This is a genomic window from Streptomyces sp. NPDC014870, from assembly GCF_043081505.1.
In the GTDB taxonomy this organism is placed as follows: Bacteria; Actinomycetota; Actinomycetes; order Streptomycetales; family Streptomycetaceae; genus Streptomyces.
Map to the genome: position 1 here is coordinate 405648 of NZ_JBIBWQ010000004.1, position 21312 is coordinate 426959.

The window sequence follows — 21312 nt, forward strand, 5'->3', positions numbered from 1 at the left end:
CCTGAAGGGTGGGGGTTCGGGGAGCCTTGGCCCCCCGAACCCCCGGGGCCGTCAGGGGCGGCCCCCGCAGCAACCGCCCCCGGGGCGGGGCGGCTTCGGCCGGTCGGGTCCGCCCGAGCCGTCGGGCCCGTGCGGCTTGTCGGGCTTACCCGGTCCGTGCGGCCCACCGGGTCCACCGGGTCCACCCGGTCCACCAGGCCCGCCGGGCCCACTCGGTCCACCCGGTCCACCCGGTCCGCAAGGTCCACCGGGCCCGTGCGGCCCACCCGGTCCACCCGGTCCACCCGGTCCACCCGGTCCGTGCGGTCCGCACCCGCACGGGCCGTGCGGTGGGCGGACCAGGCAGCGGCAGAGGGCCTTCAGCAGGCGCCGGAGGGCCTCCTCGCAGGGGTCGCCGCCGCCCGGGGGCGGGGGCGCCGGGGGTGCCACGACCACGGGTGGGCGGCCCGGTTGGGCGACGACGACCCCCGGGGCGCCCGGCACGTCCGGGTCCCAGGTGACCGGGATCGTGTAGCTGCCGTCGCCGTTGTCCCGCACCGGCCCCGTGACCGTCGTGCCGGGCGCCCCGGTGATCGGGAGGTCGTCGAGGTGGCCGGGGCCCACGTGGTTGCCGTAGCGGTCGCGCGGGACGATCGTGAGCGTGCCGCCGTCGGGCGGTCCGGCGACCGTGACCGTCGTACGGCCCGGGTCCACCGAGACGTCGACGTGGACCGTCCACTGGGTCTCCCGGGTCGACACGCATCCCTCGCCGTACACCGCCCGGGCGTGGAACGTGTAGTTGCCCTCCACGGTGAGGAGTTCGGTCTGCGGGTTGCCGAAGAGGCCGCCCGCCTCGAAGGCCCCCTCCGTGTGCGCGGCGTCGGAGAAGAGCGGGAACGTCTCGCTCGTGTACGTGAACAGCGGTCTCCCCGTCGCCTGCTCCAGGGCGCGCAGCGTCGCGTGCCGAGCCGGGATGGTGTCACCGCCGACGGTCACCGGCGCCCCGAGCCCGGCCTCGGTCAGGACGTTGCCCGCGCCCGCCGTCGGCCGGGTCACCGTGAGGTCGACGCGCCCGTGGTGCGGGCTGCCGCCCTCCTCGTACCGCAGGAAGACCCGCGGATTGACGGTGTCGCCCGTGTAGAAGCGGGTCGGTCCCGCCACTTGGTCGAGCCTCGGCCCGCCGGAGGCCACCACCTGCACGAAGTACCGCAGGTTCACACCGGGCGGCGGGATCTCGCCGCCACCCGGCCGGAAGACCTGCACCCGCCACTGGCCGTCACGCTCCTCGCCGTACGGCAGCGGCACCCGCAGGAACGTCCAGGTGTGCCCGTTCTCCAGGACGACCCCGGCGGTGGACGTCGACACGAAGCGGCCGGACGGTGTGAGCAGCCCGATGCCGAGCTCGCCCTCCACGTTGTCCCAGCCGACCACCACGGTCAGCGACTCCTCACCGCACACGTGGAACGGGATCGGGTCGCTGCGCCGCACGGCCGCCGGCATGTCGAACTCCGGGTCGAAGAGCGCGCCCGACTCGAAGATGTTCCCGAAGGCGAGGCCGAAGAACTTCTTCAGCGCCAGACCGTTCCCGGCCCGGGTGTACAGCCCGCCGCGCTCCTGCGTCAGCTGGGTCAGCAGGGCGCCGTCGAGGCTGGTCTCCGTGCCGAAGCCGATCGCGCTGACGCCGATGCCCGCGAGGCCGCCGCGCACGTCGGCCACCATCGGCGGGGTGTTCTGCAGCCCGTCGGTGAGCAGCAGCACGGAGCGCGGGTTGGCGCCCGGCGCGGGGAACTGGCCGCGTGCGGCGTCGAGTCCGCCGCCGATCGTCGTCATCCCACCGGGGGCGAGTCCGCCGACCACACCGCCGGAGAACGGCGGGGGCCCGGCCAGTGCCGTCTTCGTCGCGTCGGTGACCGGTGCCAGGGCGAAGTCGACGGGTGAACTCGCCGACGTGGAGAAGGAGACCAGGCCGAGCCGGTTGCCGGTCCCCGCGCGGACCAGCCGGACGAAGAGCGAGGCCGCGTCCCGGGCCTCCTCGATCTTCGTACGGTCACGGCCCGTCCCGGCCGTCTCCGTCATGCTGCCGGAGCGGTCGACCACCACCATGACGTCCCGGTTCGTGGGTGGCTCGGCCGGGGTGGCGAGGTCGCGCAGGACGCTCGCCGTCGGGGAGTACGACAGCCGGCATGCCCGCCCGGTGGACAGGACGCCGATCACCCGGCCCGAGGTGTCGAAGAGCCCGGAGCCCGAACTGCCGCCGGACACGTCGAAATTGACGTCCAGGCCGGCCGCCGAGCTGCTGATGATCCCGCCGAACGAGGCGTGCGGCGGGGAGAGTTTCTTCACCGCGCCGTTCGGGTGGTGCACGCCGAAGACGGCCTCGCCCGGGCCGGGAAGGTCCGCTCTGATGGGGATCGGCGGGATCCCGAGCCCCGACGCGGGCACCTCCAGTTGCAGCAGGCAGTAGTCGAGCCCCGTGCTGGGGTCCCAGCGGTGCCGCAGCACCTTCACGACCTTGTGGAACCGCGCCGCGTACCCCGCGGGCCGGGCGCCCGCGCAGTCCGTCGCGTAGTCGAAGGTCACCGAGGCCGAGGCGGCCTCCGCGACCACGTCCGTCAGACAGTGCCCGGCCGTCAGCACCACGTTCGGCTCGACGAGCGTGACGGAGCAGGTCGAGAAGTGGTGGCCGTGGGCCGCCACGATCATGCCCACGCTCTTCGCGACCCGCGCCCGGACATCTGAAGCCGGGGTCGCGCAGGCCGCGTTCTCCCAGTTCGGCGGCGTGTTGCAGAACCAGAAGGGGTCGTACTTCGGCTCCGTGTACACCGCCTCGCCGAGGAACGGATCGCTGTTCGAGAACGCCGTGGGGTCCTGCTCGCCCGCGTGCCGTTCACCGCGCGCGTACCGGTCGAGCGTCGCCCCTCCGGTGGTGGCGCCGTCCGTGACGTAACGGATGGGCACCCGGCCGCCGGGGAGCGCGTACACGTCGACGGGGCGGGACCAGAACTCGGTCCCGTGGCCGGAGGTGAACACGTCCGTCCCGTAGCCGAGTTCGACCTCCAGGCGGTTGGCGGCAGGCAGGCTCACCCCCTGGAAGTGCAGGACCACCAGCTTCGTGCCCGAAGGCGCGGGTGTGTACGGGAAGTCGATCGCCCAGATGCCGGGCGAGGTCGGGGGCGCGCCGGAGGCGGGCCCGATGACGACGGCGGGGGACAGGGTCTGGACCGTGCCGGTGATGTGCGACATGGAGCTCTCCAGAGGCTCGCGTCGATGCGCTTGTCACCACATGTGCCCGTGTCATCACATACCGTAATCACACCTGTTGGGGGCGTGAAGGGGCGTGTGAGGCGCCCGGAATGCGCGAGGCGGCGGTTTCCCGGCCAGTGGGAAACCGCGCTCCCCCGGCGCCGCCCCACCGGCCTACGGTCGGCGCACTCCACCCACCTCCCCCCCCGGAAGGAGCGGCGATGCTCACCGACCGGCTCCGGCGGCAGGCCGCCGAGCGGCTGCGCGACGCCGAGCGCGGCAGAACCCCCGTGGTGCCCCTCACCGAGACCTTCCCGGGCCTCGGCGTCGAGGACGCGTACCACGTCCAGTTGCTCAACATCCGTGACCGGCAGGCCGCCGGAGCCACCGTCGTCGGGCACAAGGTCGGCCTGTCCTCGCCCGTCATGCAGCGCATGATGGGCGTCGACGAGCCCGACTACGGCCATCTCCTCGACGACATGGAGCTCCGCTCCGACCGGCCCGTCCCCGTCGCCCGCTACTGCGCGCCCCGCATCGAGGTCGAGACCGGGTTCGTGCTCGGCGCGGACCTCCCCGGCGAGGGCTGCACACCGGCCGACGTCCTCGCCGCCACCGAACGGATCGTCCCCGCGATCGAGTTGATCGACAGCCGGATCGCCGACTGGCGCATCACCATCGGCGACACGATCGCCGACAACGCCTCCTCCGCCGGGTTCGTCGTCGGCGCCGGACGCCCCCCGGGCGAGATCGACCCCAGGGGCGTCGAGGCCCGGCTCCACGCGGACGGTGCGCCGCTCGCCGAGGGCCGCGGCGACGCCGTCCTCGGCGACCCCGCCCGCTCCGTCGCCTGGCTCGCCCGCACCGTCGCCCGCTACGGCGTCCGGCTCCGCGAGGGTCACCTCGTCCTGCCCGGGTCCTGCACCCGCGCCGTCGACGTCACCGCGGGACGCACGTACACCGCCGAGTTCACCGGGCTCGGTTCCGTCTCCCTCTCCTTCTGCTGAGGCACGATGACCACCCTCACCGCCGCCATCGTCGGCTCCGGCAACATCGGCACCGACCTGCTCTACAAACTCCTGCGCTCACCCCACATCGAACCCCGCTGGATGGTCGGGGTCGACCCGGAGAGCGAGGGGCTCGCCCGCGCCCGCCGGCTCGGGCTCGACACCTTCGACGACGGGGTCGACCGGCTCCTCGACGGGCCCGAACTCCCCGACCTCGTCTTCGAGGCGACCTCCGCCTCCGTCCACCGCGCCAACGCCCCCCGCTACCGCGCGCTCGGCATCAAGGCCGTCGACCTGACCCCGGCCGCCCTCGGGCCCGGCGTCGTCCCGCCCGCCAACCTGACGGCCCATCTCGACGGCGACAACGTCAACATGATCACCTGCGGCGGCCAGGCCACCATCCCCATGGTCCATGCCGTCTCCCGTGTCGTCCCCGTCCCCTACGCCGAGATCGTCGCGTCCGTCGCCTCCGTCTCCGCCGGACCCGGCACCCGCGCCAACATCGACGAGTTCACCCGGACGACCGCGCGCGGCATCGAGACCATCGGCGGCGCCGACCGGGGCAAGGCGATCATCATCCTCAACCCCGCCGACCCGCCCGTGATCATGCGTGACACCGTCTTCTGCGCGATCCCCGAGGACGCCGACCGGGAGGCCGTCGCGCTCTCCGTCAAGCAGGTCGCCGAGGAGGTGCGGGAGTACGTCCCCGGCTACCGGCTGCGCGCCGAGCCGCAGTTCGACGACCCCTCCGACGTCAGCGGCGGCATGGCCCGCGTCGGCATCTTCCTGGAGGTCGAGGGCGCCGGCGACTACCTCCCGCCGTACGCCGGGAACCTCGACATCATGACGGCCGCCGCCACGAAGGTCGGCGAGGAGTTCGCGAAGCGGAGCCAGGCATGACCACGGACGCGTACGACATCCGCATCACCGACTCCTCCCTGCGCGACGGCTCCCACGCCAAGCGCCACCAGTTCACCGTCGAGGACGTGACCTCGGTCGTCGCCGCCCTCGACGACGCCGGAGTCCCCGTCGTCGAGGTCACCCACGGCGACGGCCTGGGCGGCTCCTCGTTCACCTACGGCTTCTCGAAGACACCCGAGCAGGAGCTGATCAAGGCCGCCGTCGCCACCGCGACGCGCGCCAGGATCGCCTTCCTCATGCTCCCCGGCCTCGGCGTCAAGGACGACATCAGGGCCGCCCAGGCGAACGGCGCGAGCGTCTGCCGGATCGCCACCCACTGCACCGAGGCCGACATCTCGGTCCAGCACTTCGGCCTCGCGCGGGAGATGGGCCTGGAGACCGTCGGCTTCCTGATGATGGCCCACTCCACCACCCCCGAACTCCTCGCCCGCCAGGGCCGGATCATGGCCGACGCCGGCTGCCAGTGCGTGTACGTCGTGGACTCCGCGGGCGCCCTCGTCATGGACGAGACCGCCGACCGGGTCGCCGCCCTCGTCGCCGAACTCGGCGACGACGCCCAGGTCGGCTTCCACGGCCACGAGAACCTCGCCCTCGGCACCGGCAACTCGATCGCCGCGATCAAGGCCGGCGCCCGGCAGATCGACGGCTCCACCCGCCGGCTCGGCGCGGGCGCGGGCAACACCGCCGTCGAGGCCCTCGTCGCCGTCTGCCACAAGATGGGCATTCGTACCGGCATCGACGTACTGAAGATCATCGACGCGGCCGAGGACGTCGTCCGGCCCGTCATGGACGAGGAGTGCCGACTCGACCGGCTCGCCCTGCTCATGGGCCACGCCGGGGTCTACTCCAGCTTCCTCAAGCACGCCTACCGGCAGGCCGAGCGGTACGGCGTCTCCGGCGCCGAGATCCTGCTGCGCGCCGGGGAACGCCGGCTCGTCGGCGGCCAGGAGGACCAGCTCATCGACATCGCCGTCGAACTCGCGAAGGAGAAGGTGATCGCCCCATGACCACCGTCGACCTGCCGGACGCCACCGACCAGGGTCCCCGTGTCATCCGCGCCGCCGCCCCGCCCGCCCGCTTCGCCCGCGGCTGGCACTGCCTCGGGCTCGCCCGGGACTTCAAGGACGGCGAGCCGCACGAGATCGAGGCCTTCGGCACCAAGCTCGTCGTCTTCCAGGGCCAGGAGGACGGGCAGCTGCACGTCCTCAACGCCTACTGCCCCCACATGGGCGGCAACCTCGCCCACGGCACCGTCAAGGGCGACGCCGTCGCCTGCCCCTTCCACGACTGGCGCTGGGCTGGGAACGGCCGCTGCGCCGGCATCCCGTACGCCCGCCGCGTCCCGGCCCGCGCCAAGACCCGCGCCTGGACCACCCTGGAACGGAACAAGCAGCTCTTCGTCTGGCACGACCCCGAGGGCAACCCGCCGCCGCCCGAGGTCACCATCCCCGAGATCGAGGGCCTCGACAGCGGCGAGTGGTCCGACTGGTCCTGGAAGACCGCCCGCGTCGACGGCTCCCACTGCCGCGAGATCGTCGACAATGTCGTGGACATGGCCCACTTCTACTACGTGCACTACGCCTTCCCGACCCGCTTCACCAACGTCTTCGAAGGCCACATCGCCAGCCAGTACCTGGAGTCCACCCCGCGCCAGGACATGGACCTCGGCAACCTCAGCGCACCCCTGCGCTCCGACGCCTCCTACTACGGCCCCTCCTACATGATCGACCGCGTCTGGTCGGACATCGGCGGCGGCGCGGAGATGGAGAGCGTCCTCATCAACTGCCACTACCCGGTGTCCGCCGACAGCTTCGTTCTCCTCTACGGCACGACCGTGCGCAAGCTCCCCGGCATGACCGACGAACAACCCGCCGCCGCAGCCGAGTTGTTCACCACCGGCCTCGCCGTCGGCTTCGAGCAGGACATCGAGGTCTGGCGGAACAAGACCCGCATCGACAACCCCCTGCTGAGCGAGGAGGACGGGCCCGTCTACCAACTGCGCCGCTGGTACGAGCAGTTCTACGTGGACGCGGCCGACGTCAGGGACGAGATGGTCGAGCGGTTCGAGTTCGAGATCGACACCACCCGGGCCAACCAGGCCTGGGAGGCCGAGGTCGCCGAGAACCTGGCAAGGCGCGCGCGGTGATGCGCCCGGTGGAGTGCGCCGCCTGCGGGAACCGGGTGCTGTGCGAGAAGTTCAGCCCGGCGCACACCTCCGTGCAGTGGTCGGGCCCCTCGGTGGACGCGTGCCCGGTCATCCGGGCGCGCGTCGCCGCCGGTGAGCCGGCCGGCCGGGTCCGCTCCTGCGGCGAGCTGCGGGGCTCCATCGACGCGGCGGTGGCGAGCGGCGCGTTGGAGGTGACCGGTGCGGACCTCCCGTAGCCTGCGGGTCGCGGTCGCCGAGGTCATCAGGGAGACGGCGGACGCCGTCTCCCTGGTCCTCGACGCCGACTTCCCCTACCGTCCCGGCCAGTTCCTCACCGTCCGCCTGCCCGACGGCGGCGCCCGCTGCTACTCCCTCGCCAGCTCCCCGTACACCGGCGAGGCGCCGAAGATCACGGTCAAGAAGGTGCCGGGCGGGCGCGGTTCCGGCTGGCTCTGCGAACGGGTGGCAGCCGGGGACGAACTGGAGGTGCTCGCGCCCGCCGGGACCTTCACCCCGGCCGTCCCCGGCCGCGACCTGCTGCTCGTCGCGGGCGGCAGCGGCATCACCCCCGTCATCTCGCTGGCCAAGTCGGCGCTGGTGGCGGGGGAGGGACGGGTCGCGCTGCTCTACGCCAACCGGGACCAGGACTCCGTCGTCTTCCGTGACGAACTGCGCGACCTGGCCGAGGACTTCGCGGGCCGGTTCACCCTCACCCACTGGCTGGAGTCCCTCCAGGGACTCCCCACCGCCGAACTCCTCGCCCCCGCCCTCGCCCCGTACGCGGCCCGGGACACCTACCTGTGCGGCCCGGGCCCGCTCATGGACGCGGCGGAGACGGCCGTACGGTCGGCGGGCGGGCGCCGGGTCCACCGGGAGCGGTACTTCTCCCTCGCCGAGGACGTCTTCACCCGCGAGGAGCCCGTGGCGACCGAGGCCTCGTACACCGCCGAGGTCCACCTGGACGGCCGGGTCCACCGGGTGACCGGCGGGCCGGCCACCCCGCTCCTCGACGCCCTCCTCGCGGCCGGTGTCGACGCCCCGTACTCCTGTCGCGAGGGCGCCTGCGCGGCCTGCGCCTGCCGGGTCACGGCCGGCGAGGTGAAGATGGCCCGCAACGAGGTGCTCGACGCGGCGGACCTGGCCGAGGGCTACGTCCTGGCCTGCCAGGCGGTGCCGCTCGGGGAGCGGGTGGACGTGACGTACGAGTGACGGCCGCGCACACCGTCCCCACAAGGCGCAGATGAAGTTAACGTCCGTTGAAATGAAGGGAGTTGGCCTGTCCAGGCCTCCTCTACGCGCGTCATCATCGAGCCATGAGGATCCCCCCACGCATCACCGTCATCGGCGGCGCTGCCGCCCTCGTCTCGACCCTCCTCCTCGGCGCCCCGGCCACCGCGGCCGTCGCCCCGACCGCCGCCGCCCCGGCCGCATCGGCCTTCTCGGCCGCCGCCGTCGGCGACATCTGTTACTCCGACCTGCCCTCCCAGGCCCACGACACCCTCCGCCTGATCGACCAGGGCGGCCCCTTCCCGTACCGCCAGGACGGCAGCGTCTTCCAGAACCGCGAGCGCCTGCTGCCCGCGCACTCCCTCGGCTACTACCACGAGTACACGGTCAAGACCCCGGGCTCCTCCACCCGGGGCGCGCGCCGGATCGTGACGGGCGAGTCGTACCAGGAGGACTACTACACCGCCGACCACTACGCCTCGTTCGACCTCATCGACCACGACTGCTGACGCACCACGTCACCGGCTCCCGTTCCGCGGCCGGACCTTCCCCCATGCCGGGCCGGCCGCGGACCGGGCACGATGGTGTGCGTGACTCTCGACGACCTGGGCAGGCCGGTGCGCGGCTGGGACTTCCTCGGCTTCAACCGCGCGGCGCCGGACGAGCTGCTGATACGGCTGCTCGACATCGACCCGTCGTTCGTATCCCGAGAGGATCTGCCCCGGATCGTCCTGGACGCGGCGCTCCGGCACCCCGACCGCGAGGTGCGTGAACGGCTCCTGGAGTCCCGGCGTGGACTCACCGGTGACCACTGGACTCGGCTGGCACGCGCCGAACGCGGCGCCGCGCGACGAGCCCTGCTGGTGGAGAGAGCCGTCCGCCGCGGTGAGTCCCCGACCGACGCCGGGCAGCACGCGCTCGTCGCCGACAGCTCCCCGCTGGTGCGCGCCGCGGCCGCTGCGCTGCCCGGACTGGCTGCGCCCCTCCTGCACACCCTCGCCGCCGACCCCGTTTCCGCCGTCCGGGCCGCCGCCTGCGGCCCCGCCTGGCCGCACCTCTCCTCCGCCGTACGGGAAGGGCTGCTCGCCGACCCCGACGAACACGTCCGTACGGCCGCCCTCCTGCGCCTCCACGAGGACCACCCGCTGGGCGAGGCCGCTTTCGAGCGGCTGGGAGGGAAGGAGGGCGAGGCTCTGGACCGGTGCTGCCTGGCCCCGGAGCTCGCCGCCCGCCTCGCGGCGGACGAGGACCGTGAGGTCCGTCTGCGGCTGGCGGGGAGTCCCGGCCTGGATCCGGCGGTCTTCGCCGTCCTCGCCGAGGACGACGACGAGGGCGTCCGGCGCGCGCTCGCCGTGCGGGCGGACCTCACCGAGGAGCGACGAGCCACCGTGCGCCTCGCGTTCGAGGAGAACGCCCTGCGCCCCATGGCTCTGGACTGGGTCGTGGACCTGCACCACGACGCCGACGCCATGCGCCGGCTCGCCGCCTCCAGCCATCCGTACGTCCGCGGCAGCGTCGCCCGCGCCCGGCACCTGCCGCCCGACGTGGTCGAACGACTGGCCCGGGACGAGGATCGGGTCGTCCGGCTCTTCCTCGCCGAGTCCTGCGACGACGCGCCCGCCGACATGCTCCTGGAGCTGTGGCACTGGTGGGACGGGAGCAGCCTCTCCTTCCCCGGCCGCCCGCGCACGCACCCGAACTTCCCGCGCGCCGGACTGCTCCGCTACGCCACCGACCCGAACCCGAGACTGCGCCGACTGGCCCTGGACGACCCGGAGTCCACGCCCGAGCTGGTCGAGGCGTTCAGTCGGGACGAGGCGGAGGAGGTGCGGCGGGACGCGGCCGAGGACCCGCGGCTCTCGCCGGAGTCGGTGGTACGGCTGCTCGACGACCCGGAGGTCTCGGTGCGGGCGAGGGCCGCCCGCAACCCCGCCGTCCCGCCGGATGTCCTGGTGCGGCTGCTGCGCGACGGGGAGACCGCCTACGGGGCCACGGTGAATCCCTCGTTGCCGGTGCCCGTGATGGAGCGGATGGCCGACCTGCTGGCCGAGCACGTGGCCGCCGCTACATCCACTCGCTGAACCGCAGCCACCCCATCATCGCGTCCATCTCCCCCTCCGACACCCGGGACTTCGGCGCGGGCGCCGCGGCCTGGGGGGAGGCGGTGGCGCGGCCCGGGCCGAACAGGTCCTGCCACACGCCGCGGGAGCACGCCAGGACCGCCGGGGCGAGGCGGTCCAGGTCGCGGTGGATGCCGTGGCCCGAGACCGAGACAGCGGCGATCGCCCGGCCCGCGCCGCGCAGGGGCGCGGCCACGCAGGAGACACCCCGGTAGGTCTCCTCGCGGTCGAAGGCGACGCCCCGTTCGCGGGCGGCGGCCAGTTCGGAGCGGAGGGCGACCGGATTGACGAGGGTGCGGGGGGTGAGCGGGCGGAGCCGCCGGGCCAGGAGCGCGGTGAGGGCGGCCGGGTCGCCGAAGGCGAGGAGGGCCTTGCCGGCGGCCGTGGAGTACGCGGGCATCCTGCCGCCCGTGCGGGAGGGGACCGTGGAGTCCTCCGAGCCGCCGATCCGCTCCAGGCAGACGACCTCGGCGCCGTCGAGGACGTACAGGTGGACCAGGTGGCCGGTGGACTCGTGGAGCGCGTGGAGGCGGGGGAGGGCGGCCCGGCGCAGCCGGTTGTGGTGGGCGGCGAGCGCGCCCAGCTCCAGCATCCGCATGCCCATGCGGTAGTCCCGGCCCTCCCGGTCCAGCCAGCGCAGCTGGACGAGCTGGTCGAGGATGCGGTGCGCGGAGGAGCGCGGGATGCCGGAGCGGCGGATCACCTCGGTCAGCGAGAGCCGCGGCTCGGGCCCCTCGAAGGCGGCGAGCACCCGGGCGGCCTTCTCCAGCAGAGAGGGCGCGGGGGTCCCCACGCCGACCAGCTCAGCGGTCATGGCCGTCTCCGTTCCCGTCCCCGTGTTTCCGTGACGTTGCGCAGACCCTGCCACGCGCTCCTCGCCGGGGGGAAGACAGCTGCACCCACTATTTCGAATAGGCATATACGGGACGGGGTTCGGGTGCCTGTTGGGCTGTCCGTAACCCCTTGGTCATCCGGGACTGGGAGGCTCCCGACCGAACCGAAAGTTGTCTGTACAACTTGGAGAGCCTCATGGCGTCCCTCGCCACCGCGCCGCCGTTCTGGCTGCGCGACAACTGCCCCTGCGCGCACTGCCGCGACCCCCGCAACGGCCAGAAGCTGTTCCAGATCACCGAACTCCCCGCCGCGCTCGCCGTCGACGCCGTCCACGACACCCGCACCCCCGACGGCGCCCCCGCCCGCGAGGTCGTCTGGGCCCCCGACGGCCACCGCTCCGTCTACCCCGAGGCATGGCTCGGCGCCCACCTGCCGGGCGCCGACGCCGCGCCCGGCGACGGCCGCACCGAGGACGACAAGGAGCTGTGGGCCGCCGAGCGGTTCGCCGACGGACTCCCCGAGGCCGACTGGGACGCGTACACCGGCGACCCGGCCGTCCGCGCCGCCGCCCTCGACTCCGTCCTGCGCCTCGGCTTCACCCTGCTGCGCGGCGTCCCCGTGCGCGACCGCCAGGTCCTCGACGTGGCCCGCACCTTCGGCTACGTCCGCGAGACCAACTACGGCGAGCTGTTCGAGGTCCGCGTCGAGGCCGACCCCAACAACCTCGCCTTCACCGGCGCCCGGATCACCCCGCACACCGACAACCCCTACCGCGACCCGGTCCCCACCCTCCAGCTCCTGCACTGCCTCAGCAACGCGGCCCGGGGCGGCGACTCCGGCCTCGTCGACGGCTTCCACGCCGCCGCCCTGCTGCGCGCCGAGGACCCGGAGGCGTACGAGATCCTCACCCGCGTCCCGGTCCCCTTCGCCTTCGCCGACGAGCGCACCGAACTCCGCGCCCACCGGCCCCTGATCGGCACCGACCCGGCCGGCCGGCTCCGCGAGATCCGCTTCAACAACCGCTCCATCGGCACGCTCTCCCTCCCCGCCGACCTGCTCGACGCCTTCTACGCCGCCTACCGGCGCTTCGGCGAACTGCTCCTGCGGCCCGAGCTCCAGCTGGACTTCCGGCTTGCCCCCGGCGACTGCCTGATCTTCGACAACACCCGGCTGCTGCACGCCCGTACTGCCTTCGCCGAGTCCGGCGACCGGCACCTCCAGGGCGCGTACGCCGACATCGACGGGCTCGCCTCCACCCTCGCCGTCCTGCGTCGAGCGGAGAGCACGCGATGAACCACCCCCTCGACACGCTCGCCGCCCTCTTCGAGGGCGAGGGCAGCGCCGAGTACTTCGGCGAGGCCGTCACCCAGGCCGAGCACATGTGCCAGGCCGGCGCCCTCGCCGAGGCGGCCGGCGCCCCCGCGCACCTGGTCGCCGCCGCGCTCCTGCACGACGTCGGCCACTTCCAGGGCGCCGTCACCGGCCGCGACCTGATGGAGAACGGCACCGACAACCGGCACAGCCACACCGGGGCCGACTGGCTCGACCAGTGGTTCGGGCCCGAAGTCACCGAACCCGTACGGCTGCACGTCGCGGCCAAGCGGTACCTCTGCGCCGTCGAGCCCGGCTACCTCGCCCTCCTCTCCGATGCGTCGGTGCACACCCTGGCCGTCCAGGGCGGACCGATGACCGAGGAGCAGGTGCGCGCCTTCGAGGCCCACCCGGGCGCGGCCGACGCCGTCGCCGTACGCCGCTGGGACGAGCAGGCCAAGGACCCGGAGCTGCCGACCCCGGGCTTCGCGCAATTCCGCCCGCTCCTCGCGGCGCTGCTCCGCGCGGCCTGACACCACCGCCACACACGAAGGAACCCGGGGTCTGGGACCCCGGGTTCCTGTCGTACGTGTGGCGGACTCAGGCACCCAGTCTGCGGCCCAGCGCGCTCGTCGCCGTCGAGCTCTGCATCGTGAACGCCACCGTGCCCGGCAGATAGCGGTCCTGCGACCACTCCACCGGCGTCCCCGCCGGGTCCGTGGAGTGCCGCCGCTCCCGCAGCAGCGACTCCCCGACCCGGCAGCCGAGCAGCTCCGCGTCGTCGGCGTCGGCCGGCACCAGGTCGATGGTGTGCCGCGCGTCCGCGAACAGCACGCCGTGCAGCTCCAGTTGCTCCGAGTGCGAGACCGTGTCCAGCGGCATCCCGGCCACCAGCTCACCGATCCGCTCCGGATACGTCGTGCGCTCCACCATCACCGGCGCGCCCGCGAGCGTGCGCAGCCGGCGCACCCGGTAGACCGGCGCGCCCTCCTCGACGCGCAGCTTCTCCGCCTCCTCCGCGTCCGCCGGCACCCGCTCCACGGCCACGATCCGGCCGCCCGGCTCCTCGCCGAGGGAGCGCGCCCAGCGCGTGAACGAGCGCAGCTCGCCGAAGCTGTGCAGCCGGGGACCGCCGAGGACCACCCGGCGCGAACCCCGCCGCGAGGTGATCAGCCCGTCCGTGCGGAGCGCGGCGAGGGCCTGGCGGACCGTGCCCCGGGACACGCCGTAGCGGCGGGCCAGCTCGTCCTCGGCGGGGAGCTTCGCGCCCGATCCGTACTCGCCCGCCGTGATGGCGGTCCGCAGGTCCGCGGCGACCTTCAGATACAGCGGCGTCCTGCCCCGTTCCTCACTCACAGGCCCACCCTGCCATGTGCGCGGCTCACCCGACCAGGGAGTTCAGCAGCTCGGGGTCGACCTCCGTCAACGAGTCCGCCAGCGTGACGCCTTCGGTTCCGGCGAAGTCCACCAGCGGTTCCGTCGACGGCACCGCGAGGACCCGGCAGCCGGCCGCGACGGCCGAGGCGACGCCCGTCGGGCTGTCCTCCACCGCCACGCACCGCGCCGGTTCGGCGCCGAGCGCCACGGCCGCCGCCAGATACGGATCGGGCTCCGGCTTCGTCCGCGCGGTGTCCTCGGCGCCGAACAGCGCGTCGAACCGGTGCCCGCCCAGGGTGCTCGCCACCTGCGCGACGACCGCGCGGGGCGAGGCCGAGACCAGCGCCGTCGGCACCCGGTGCGCGCGCAGCGCCGCGAGCAGCCGCAGCGCGCCCGGCCGGGGTGCCACCGCCACCGCGAGCCGGGCGGCGAAGTCCGCGCCCAGCTCGGCGGCCAACTCCGCCGCGGGCGACCCCAGATGGGCGTGCAGCAGTTCCGCCGTGTCCTCGACGGACCGGCCGGTCACCGCCGTACGCCGCTCGGCGCCCAGGGTCCTGCCCCGGCGCGCGGCCGCGGACTCCACCACATCGAGCCAGACGCCCTCGGTGTCGACCAGCGTGCCGTCCATGTCGAAGAGGACCGCCTGCAGCCGGTTCGCGCCGTTCACGCCGCAGCTCCGGCGGAGGCCAGGAGCACGGGCCGGGACTGCGGACGGACCGCGACCGCCGTACCCGGGGTCAGCCCGGCCGCCGCGTGCGTCGGGACGTCCGCCTTGACGTCCGTACCGTCGGGCAGCGCGATCCGCAGCCGGGTCGTCGGGCCGTGGAACGAGGTCCCCGTGACGTGGGCGGGGCCGCCCGCCGTCACCTCCAGGGCCTCGGGCCGCAGCAGCACCCGCACGTCCCCCGTACGCCCGTCCGGTTCCCCGACCGGAAGCGTCGCCCCGAGCACCTCGACCGCCGTTCCGCCGTCGACCGCGCGCCCCGGCACCCGGTTCATGGTGCCGATGAACTCCGCGACGAAGTCCGTCGCGGGCCGCTCGTACAACTCGGTCGGCGTGGCGCACTGTTCGAGCCGCCCGCCGTTCATCACGGCGACCCGGTCGGCCATCGAGAGCGCCTCCTCTTGGTCGTGCGTGACGAACACGGTGGTGATGCCCAGCTCCAGCTGGAGCCGGCGGATCTCCTCCCGCAGCGTCACCCGCACCCGTGCGTCGAGCGCCGACAGCGGCTCGTCGAGCAGCAGCAGCCGGGGCCGCAGCGCCAGCGCCCTGGCCAGCGCGACCCGCTGCTGCTGGCCGCCGGAGAGCTGGTGCGGGAACCGCTCACCGTGGCCGCCCAGCCCCACGAGGTCGAGCAGTTCGGCGGCGCGGGCGCGCCGCTCGGCGGACCGCACCTTGCGCATCCGCAGCCCGAAGGCCACGTTGTCGGCGGCCGTGAGGTGCGGGAAGAGGCTGTACGACTGGAACACCATCGCCGTGTCACGGCGGTTGGCGGGCACCGGCACGATGTCCTCGCCGTCGAGCAGCACCTGGCCCTCGTCGGGCCGCTCGAAACCGGCCAGCACGCGCAGCGCGGTCGTCTTGCCGCAGCCGGACGGGCCGAGCAGGGCGAGGAGTTCGCCGGGGGCGACATCGAGGTCGAGGCCGTCGAGGGCGACGGCGGAGCCGAAGGTCCGGCGCAGACCGCGCAGTTGGAGCGCCGCCCCGGTCCTGGCGGCGGGGCCGGTCACGTTCTCGGTCACGGTCATGAGCTGGTGGTCTTTCCTCGGGAGGCCGACAAGGCCCCGGACGGACGGAGGGAGCGGCCGGAGCGCGGTGCGCGCCGGCGGCGGTTGCCCACGGTGGTCAGCGCGAGCAGCAGCACCCAGGTCAGCAGCAGGCTCAGCAGCGACACGGCCACCGAGAGCCGGGCGTCGGAGCCGGAGGCCTGCACGATCCACACCGCGAAGGGCTGGAAGCCGAGCAGCGAGGCCACCGTGAACTCGCCGAGCACCAGCGCCAAGGTCAGGAACGAGCCGTTCAGGAGCGCGCCCCGCAGATTCGGCAGCACCGCCGAGACCAGCGCGCGGGGCCAGGACGCTCCGCAGTCCCGCGCTGCCTCGACGAGGGTGCGCAGGTCGACCGAGCGCAGGCCCGCGTCGAGCGCCCGGTAGACGAACGGCAGCGCCATCACCGCGTACGCGAGGACAAGGACGAAGGGGAAGTCGGGGTTCTGCACGGCCACGAAGGTCTGGTAGAGCGGGGTCGTGGACAGGTGCTCCGGGCCCCAGCGCAGGACGGTCCCGAGCCCGGCGGTCAGCGCGACCGGCGGCACCACCAGCGGCAGGGTGCAGACGACCTCCAGGACCGGCCGCAGCCGGGGCGCCGAGAGCCGGGCCGCGACCGCCGCCGGGACGGTCACCAGCAGGACGAGCGCGACGGTCGCCGCCGCGAGCCCGAGCGACAGCAGCAGGCTGCCGGTGAAACCGGGCGCGGCGAAGATCGCCGTGTACGCGGAGAGGGTGAGCCCCTGCCCCGGGATGTCCAGGGTGAACACGGCGGACGCGAGCAGCGGCACCAGGAAGTAGACCCCCGCGACCAGGAGGACGACGGGACGTCCTAGGCGAGCCATCGGGTGCTCCTTCGCTGGAGGGGGAGGTGGACGGCCATCACGAGCGCCGCGACCACGACCATGTCGAGGCTGAGCGCGAGCGCCACGTTCTCCTGGCCGACCAGGACGTTGCCGGAGAGCGCGTCCGCGATCTGCAGGGTCACCAGCGGGACGGAGCTGCCGACCATCGCCGCGGCCGTCGCGTACGCGGCGAACGCGCTGCCGAAGAGCAGCACGAAGCCGCCGAGCAGGGACGGCAGCAGCACCGGGATGCCGACGTGGCGCCAGTACTGCCAGGTCGTCGCCCCGTTGTCGTGGGCCGCCTCGCGCCACTGGACGCGCAGTCCGTCGAGCGCGGGCGCGACCGTCAGGACCATCAGCGGGACGAGGAAGTACAGATAGGTCAGGGCGAGGCCCCAGAACCCGTAGAGCGACCAGCCGTGCTGGTCCAGGCCGAACTCGGTGGTGAGCACGCCCGCGTTGCCGAGGGTGGCGACGAAGGCGAAGGCGAGCGGGACACCGCCGAAGTTGGCGAGCACACCGGACGCGGTGAGGACGGCCTCGCGCAGCGCCCGGCCGCGCGAGGAGACCACGGCCTGGGCGAGGAAGAGCCCGAAGACGGTGCCGGCGGCGGCGGTGAGCGCGGAGAGCTTGACGCTGCCGAGCAGCGCGGTGGCGTACGCGCCGTCCACCGACCGCTCGAGGTTGTCCAGGCCGTACCCGCCGTCGGCGAGCGTGAAGGCGCCGTCGGTCATGGCGAGCGCGGGCAGCCCGAAGGCGAGCGCGACCAGCAGGAGCAGCGGCAGTGCGGCGAGCCATCCGCCCATGGAGCGGCGGCCCCGGCGCGGCTGCCCGGCCGGGGCGGCGCTCTTGGCCGGGGTCACGGCGCCGGCCTGCGCCGGGAGGGTGGGGGAGCCGTCGGTCATGGGGGAACCGGCGGCCCCCGGCCCCGCCGGGGCGGCCGGACGCGCGGTGGACGCGTCGGCCGCCCCGGACGGGGTCGTGGAGGGGTGCGGAGTCATCGGGGCGTCACCCGGAGACGGCCGCGGCCCAGCCCTGCGACAGGGTCTCCTTGGCCTTGGAGGTCTGCTGCTCGGTCGGGAACGTCGGGGTGCCCGCGACCTTCGGCAGCGCGGCGGCGGCCGTCTTGTCCAGCGTGCCGTCGGCCTCCATGGCCGGCATCAGCACGGGCCGGGCGAAGCCCTTCAGCCACAGGTTCTGGCCCTCGGGGCTGTACAGGTACTCCTGCCACAGGCGGGCGGCCGCCGGGTGCGGGGCGTCCTTGTTGATCGCCTGGGAGTAGAACTGGGCGTAGACGCCGTCCGTGGGCACGGCGACCTTCCAGTCGATGCCCTTGGCCGTGAACTGCTTCGCGTAACCGGCGTTCAGGTAGTCCCAGTCGATGGAGATGGGCGTCTCGCCCTTCTCGATGGTGGCGGGGGTCGACTCGACCGGGTTGAAGTTGCCGTTCTTCTTCAGCTTGCCGAAGAAGTCGATGCCCGGCTTGATGTCGTCGAAGGAGCCGCCGTTCGCGAGCGCCGCCGCGTAGACGCCGCCGAAGGCCGAGCCGGACTTGGTCGGGTTGCCGTTGAGGGCGACCTTGCCCTTGTACTCGGGCTTGAGCAGGTCGTCGAAGGTCTGCGGGCAGACCGTGACCTTCTTGGCGTCGCAGCCGATGGAGACGTAGCCGCCGTAGTCGTTGAACCAGCGGCCCTGGGCGTCGCGCTGCGAGCCGGGGATCTTGTCGAAGGCGGCGACCTTGTAGGGGGCGGTGAGGCCCTGCTCGCCGGCGGCCTGCGCGAAGGAGGCGCCGAGGTCGAGGACGTCGGGGGCGCGGTCCTGGCCCTTGCGGGACTTGACCGCGTTGATCTCGTCCTGGCTGGAGCCGTCGGGGTTCTCGACGGTCACCTTGATGCCGTACTTCGCGGTGAAGCCGTCGATGATCGCGCCGTAGTTGGCCCAGTCGCGCGGGATGGCGATCGCGTTGAGCGTGCCCTCCTTCTTCGCGGCGGCGATCAGGGCGTCCATGCCGCCGGCCTCGGCGGCGGAGGTCGCGGTGGCGAGGTTCTTCCCGTCGGCGCCTGCGGCGCCCTTCGTGGGGGCGGCACCACAGGCGGTGAGCGACAGGGCGGTCAGTCCGAGGGCGCCGAGCAGGACGGCGGCGCGGGCAGGGGAGGTCACGCGTACTCCATGAGGGAAGGGGAGCGGGGCCAAGATGTATGAACAACTGTTGTCCATACAACTCCTGCATTACGGGGGGTCACGATGACCCCTCGGTGAACGCGAGGAGAAGCCCGCCCTGCGATTCCCCGGCGGATCGGGTTACCGGCAAGTTCGGCACGGATGGGGGCGCGGCGGGACCCATGGGCCTCGGCGGGGTCCATGGGCGCCAGGTCCCCCCCCCGCCGCGCCCCCGGCCTCGGGGTTCCCGCTCAGCGGGAACCCCGTATGCCGTTCCGGAACACCTGGGCGTACGGTCCAGCCACTCCCGATTCCCTCCGAGAGAGGACACGCGATGAGCGACGCCACCGGAGCCGTCCTCGAGGCCGTCCGCGCCCTCGCCCCCGCCCTGCGCGAGCGGGCCGCCGAGGCCGAGGCCGCCCGCAAGGTCCCCGAGGACTCCGTCAAGGAGCTCGCCGCGACCGGATTCTTCAGGCTGCTCCAGCCCCGCGCGTACGGCGGCCACGCCGCCGACCCCGTCGCCTTCTACAAGGCCGTCAAGGAGATCGCGAAGGCCTGCGGCTCCACCGGCTGGGTCGCCTCCGTCGTCGGCGTCCACCCCTGGCACGTCGCCCTGTACGAGCCGAAGGCACAGGAGGAGGTGTGGGGCGCCGACCCCGACACCCGGATCTGCTCCTCCTACGCCCCCACCGGCAAGGTCACCCCCGTCGACGGCGGCTTCACCCTCACCGGCCGCTGGCACTTCTCCTCCGGCTGCGACCACACCGACTGGGCCCTCCTCGGCGGCCTCGTCACCGACGCCGACGGCCGCCCCGTCGACATGCGCACCTTCCTCGTCCCGCGCACCGCCTACCGCGTCGACGAGGTCTGGGACACCGTCGGCCTGCGCGGCTCCGGCTCCAACGACGTCGTCTGCGAGGACGTCTTCGTCCCCGAGCACCGCGCGCTCAGCTTCGGCCCGGTCACCGCCCTCGACGCGCCCGGGCTCGCCGCCAACCCCGAACCGCTCTACCGGCTCCCGTACGCCTCCGTCTTCACCACCACCATCTCCACCCCGATCGTCGGCATCGCCGAGGGCGCCTACGAGGGCCATGTCGCCGCGACCCGCGAGCGGTTCCGCGTCAGCTACGGACAGCAGGTCGCCGAGGACCCCTTCGCGCAGGTCCGCATCGCCCGCGCCGCCGCCGACATCGACGCCTCCTGGCTCCAGCTCACCCGCAACATGGCCGAGCTGTACGAACTCGCCCGCGCCGGCGCGCCGTTGCCCATGGAGCTGCGCGCCCGCGCCCGCCGCGACCAGGTCATCGCCACCGAACGGGCCGTCGCCGCCGTCGACCTGCTCATGGAGAACGCCGGCGGCAGCGCGATGCGTACCGGCCCCAATCCGGTCCAGCGCGCCTGGCGCGACGTCCACACCGGGCGCGGCCACGCCGCCAACGACCCCGAGCGGGCCCTCGTCCTCTACGGCCAGGCCGCCCTCGGCCTCGACATCCAGGACACGATGCTGTGACCACCGCGACCGCTCTCACGCACGAGAACACCTCACGGACCGCGAAGGCCGGCGACCTCACCCTCCACTTCCACGAGGCCGGTCCCGCCGACGCCCCCGCCGTGATCATGCTCCACGGCGGCGGCCCCGGGGCCTCCGCCTGGTCCAACTTCGGCGCCAACCTGCCGGTCTTCGCCGAGCGCTTCCGTACGCTCCTGATCGACCAGCCCTGCTTCGGCCGCTCCGACAAGACCGCGCCGGACCGCGACTACTTCTCCTTCAGCGCCCGCGCCGTCGCCGCCCTCATGGACGAACTCGGCCTGGAGAAGGCCCACTTCATCGGCAACTCGCTCGGCGGCGGCACCGCCGCCCGGCTCGCGGTCGACCACCCCGCCAAGGTCGACCGGCTGGTCCTGATGGGCCCGGGCGGGATCTCCGTCAACCTCTTCTCGCCCGACCCGACCGAGGGCATCAAGCACCTCTTCGGCTTCAACGCCTCGCCCGCCCCCAGCCGCGAGCAGATGCGCGCCTTCCTGCTCACCATGGCGTACGACCCGGCGATCGTCACCGACGCCTTCGTCGAGGAGCGCTACACCCAGGCCACCGACCCCGACGCCCGGCTCGGCGCCGCCCGGATGGGCGCCGCCTTCGCCACCTGGCCGCAGGAGTCGCAGCTCTGGCGCGACGGCCACCGCATCACCCAGCCGACCCTGCTCACCTGGGGCCGCGAGGACCGCACCAACCCGCTCGACGGCGCGCTCGTCGCCCTGCGCACGATCCCGGACGCCCGGCTGCACGTCTTCCCGCACTGCGGCCACTGGGCCCAGGTCGAACGCTTCGACGAGTTCAACCGCCTCGCCCTCGACTTCTTCTCGCGATAGGACCCCGC

At 73.5% G+C, this 21312-nt stretch carries 20 protein-coding genes; 12 read left to right on the forward strand and 8 right to left on the reverse strand.

The window, feature by feature from the left end; all coding sequences use genetic code 11:
- Nucleotides 1-51 precede the first annotated feature (51 nt).
- Nucleotides 52-3222, reverse strand: coding sequence for a trypsin-like peptidase domain-containing protein (locus ACF09C_RS14350; RefSeq protein ID WP_392091776.1), 3171 nt, complete (start codon nucleotides 3220-3222; stop codon nucleotides 52-54).
- Nucleotides 3223-3443: 221 nt separating this feature from the next.
- Here ACF09C_RS14350 and ACF09C_RS14355 point away from each other — a divergent pair, with 221 nt between their 5' ends.
- The 8 genes from ACF09C_RS14355 (at nucleotide 3444) to ACF09C_RS14390 (ending at nucleotide 10601) form a co-directional block, all read left to right on the forward strand.
- Nucleotides 3444-4226, forward strand: coding sequence for a 2-keto-4-pentenoate hydratase (locus ACF09C_RS14355; RefSeq protein WP_392091777.1), 783 nt, complete (start codon nucleotides 3444-3446; stop codon nucleotides 4224-4226).
- A gap of 6 nt (nucleotides 4227-4232) precedes the next feature.
- Entirely contained in the window at nucleotides 4233-5126 is an 894-nt protein-coding gene (locus ACF09C_RS14360) for an acetaldehyde dehydrogenase (acetylating) (protein WP_392091778.1), read from the forward strand.
- On the forward strand, nucleotides 5123-6154 hold the full coding sequence (dmpG, locus tag ACF09C_RS14365; RefSeq protein WP_392091779.1) for a 4-hydroxy-2-oxovalerate aldolase: 1032 nt from the start codon (nucleotides 5123-5125) through the stop codon (nucleotides 6152-6154). Before ACF09C_RS14360 ends, dmpG begins: the two co-directional genes overlap by 4 nt.
- Nucleotides 6151-7293: a Rieske 2Fe-2S domain-containing protein gene (locus ACF09C_RS14370; protein ID WP_392091780.1), complete on the forward strand. Its 1143-nt coding sequence runs from the start codon at nucleotides 6151-6153 to the stop codon at nucleotides 7291-7293. The genes dmpG and ACF09C_RS14370 overlap by 4 nt, the downstream gene beginning before the upstream one ends.
- On the forward strand, nucleotides 7293-7529 hold the full coding sequence (locus ACF09C_RS14375) for a hypothetical protein (protein ID WP_392091781.1): 237 nt from the start codon (nucleotides 7293-7295) through the stop codon (nucleotides 7527-7529). Before ACF09C_RS14370 ends, ACF09C_RS14375 begins: the two co-directional genes overlap by 1 nt.
- Nucleotides 7513-8502, forward strand: a complete 990-nt coding sequence (locus tag ACF09C_RS14380) for a 2Fe-2S iron-sulfur cluster-binding protein (RefSeq protein WP_392091782.1) — start codon at nucleotides 7513-7515, stop codon at nucleotides 8500-8502. Before ACF09C_RS14375 ends, ACF09C_RS14380 begins: the two co-directional genes overlap by 17 nt.
- Nucleotides 8503-8606: 104 nt before the next feature.
- Nucleotides 8607-9029, forward strand: a complete 423-nt coding sequence (locus ACF09C_RS14385; RefSeq protein WP_392091783.1) for a ribonuclease domain-containing protein — start codon at nucleotides 8607-8609, stop codon at nucleotides 9027-9029.
- A gap of 81 nt (nucleotides 9030-9110) precedes the next feature.
- The gene (locus ACF09C_RS14390) at nucleotides 9111-10601 is read left to right on the forward strand and encodes a PE-PGRS family protein (protein ID WP_392091784.1); all 1491 of its coding nucleotides are present in this window, start codon (nucleotides 9111-9113) and stop codon (nucleotides 10599-10601) included.
- On the opposite strand, the gene ACF09C_RS14395 is transcribed toward ACF09C_RS14390, so the two are convergent.
- Entirely contained in the window at nucleotides 10585-11454 is an 870-nt protein-coding gene (locus tag ACF09C_RS14395; RefSeq protein WP_392091785.1) for an IclR family transcriptional regulator, read from the reverse strand. The genes ACF09C_RS14390 and ACF09C_RS14395 overlap by 17 nt on opposite strands.
- A gap of 215 nt (nucleotides 11455-11669) precedes the next feature.
- On the opposite strand from ACF09C_RS14395, the gene ACF09C_RS14400 reads away from it, so the two are divergent.
- A complete protein-coding gene (locus ACF09C_RS14400; protein ID WP_392091786.1) occupies nucleotides 11670-12767 on the forward strand; it encodes a TauD/TfdA family dioxygenase in 1098 nt (365 codons plus the stop codon).
- A complete protein-coding gene (locus ACF09C_RS14405; RefSeq protein ID WP_392091787.1) occupies nucleotides 12764-13318 on the forward strand; it encodes a phosphonate degradation HD-domain oxygenase in 555 nt (184 codons plus the stop codon). The genes ACF09C_RS14400 and ACF09C_RS14405 overlap by 4 nt, the downstream gene beginning before the upstream one ends.
- Nucleotides 13319-13385: 67 nt before the next feature.
- Here the strand turns inward: ACF09C_RS14405 and ACF09C_RS14410 are convergent, their stop codons facing one another.
- The 6 genes from ACF09C_RS14410 to ACF09C_RS14435 all read right to left on the reverse strand — a co-directional run bounded on the left by ACF09C_RS14410 (nucleotide 13386) and on the right by ACF09C_RS14435 (nucleotide 18934).
- Nucleotides 13386-14141 carry a GntR family transcriptional regulator gene (locus ACF09C_RS14410; protein ID WP_392091788.1) on the reverse strand — a complete coding sequence of 252 codons (756 nt, stop codon included), beginning with the start codon at nucleotides 14139-14141 and terminating at the stop codon, nucleotides 13386-13388.
- A 25-nt stretch (nucleotides 14142-14166) separates the two neighbouring features.
- A complete protein-coding gene (locus tag ACF09C_RS14415) occupies nucleotides 14167-14829 on the reverse strand; it encodes an HAD family hydrolase (RefSeq protein WP_392091789.1) in 663 nt (220 codons plus the stop codon).
- Nucleotides 14826-15911, reverse strand: coding sequence for an ABC transporter ATP-binding protein (locus ACF09C_RS14420; RefSeq protein ID WP_392091790.1), 1086 nt, complete (start codon nucleotides 15909-15911; stop codon nucleotides 14826-14828). The genes ACF09C_RS14415 and ACF09C_RS14420 overlap by 4 nt, the downstream gene beginning before the upstream one ends.
- Nucleotides 15908-16774 carry an ABC transporter permease gene (locus ACF09C_RS14425; RefSeq protein ID WP_392091791.1) on the reverse strand — a complete coding sequence of 289 codons (867 nt, stop codon included), beginning with the start codon at nucleotides 16772-16774 and terminating at the stop codon, nucleotides 15908-15910. The genes ACF09C_RS14420 and ACF09C_RS14425 overlap by 4 nt, the downstream gene beginning before the upstream one ends.
- Nucleotides 16762-17580, reverse strand: coding sequence for an ABC transporter permease (locus tag ACF09C_RS14430; protein WP_392092009.1), 819 nt, complete (start codon nucleotides 17578-17580; stop codon nucleotides 16762-16764). The genes ACF09C_RS14425 and ACF09C_RS14430 overlap by 13 nt, the downstream gene beginning before the upstream one ends.
- 202 nt (nucleotides 17581-17782) lie before the next feature.
- Nucleotides 17783-18934: an ABC transporter substrate-binding protein gene (locus tag ACF09C_RS14435; RefSeq protein ID WP_392091792.1), complete on the reverse strand. Its 1152-nt coding sequence runs from the start codon at nucleotides 18932-18934 to the stop codon at nucleotides 17783-17785.
- Nucleotides 18935-19268: 334 nt separating this feature from the next.
- Here ACF09C_RS14435 and hsaA point away from each other — a divergent pair, with 334 nt between their 5' ends.
- Nucleotides 19269-20444 (forward strand): 3-hydroxy-9,10-secoandrosta-1,3,5(10)-triene-9,17-dione monooxygenase oxygenase subunit, encoded by a 1176-nt coding sequence (gene hsaA, locus ACF09C_RS14440; protein WP_392091793.1) that lies wholly within the window; start codon nucleotides 19269-19271, stop codon nucleotides 20442-20444.
- Nucleotides 20441-21304 (forward strand): 4,5:9,10-diseco-3-hydroxy-5,9,17-trioxoandrosta-1(10),2-diene-4-oate hydrolase, encoded by an 864-nt coding sequence (hsaD, locus tag ACF09C_RS14445; RefSeq protein ID WP_392091794.1) that lies wholly within the window; start codon nucleotides 20441-20443, stop codon nucleotides 21302-21304. Before hsaA ends, hsaD begins: the two co-directional genes overlap by 4 nt.
- Nucleotides 21305-21312 lie beyond the last annotated feature (8 nt).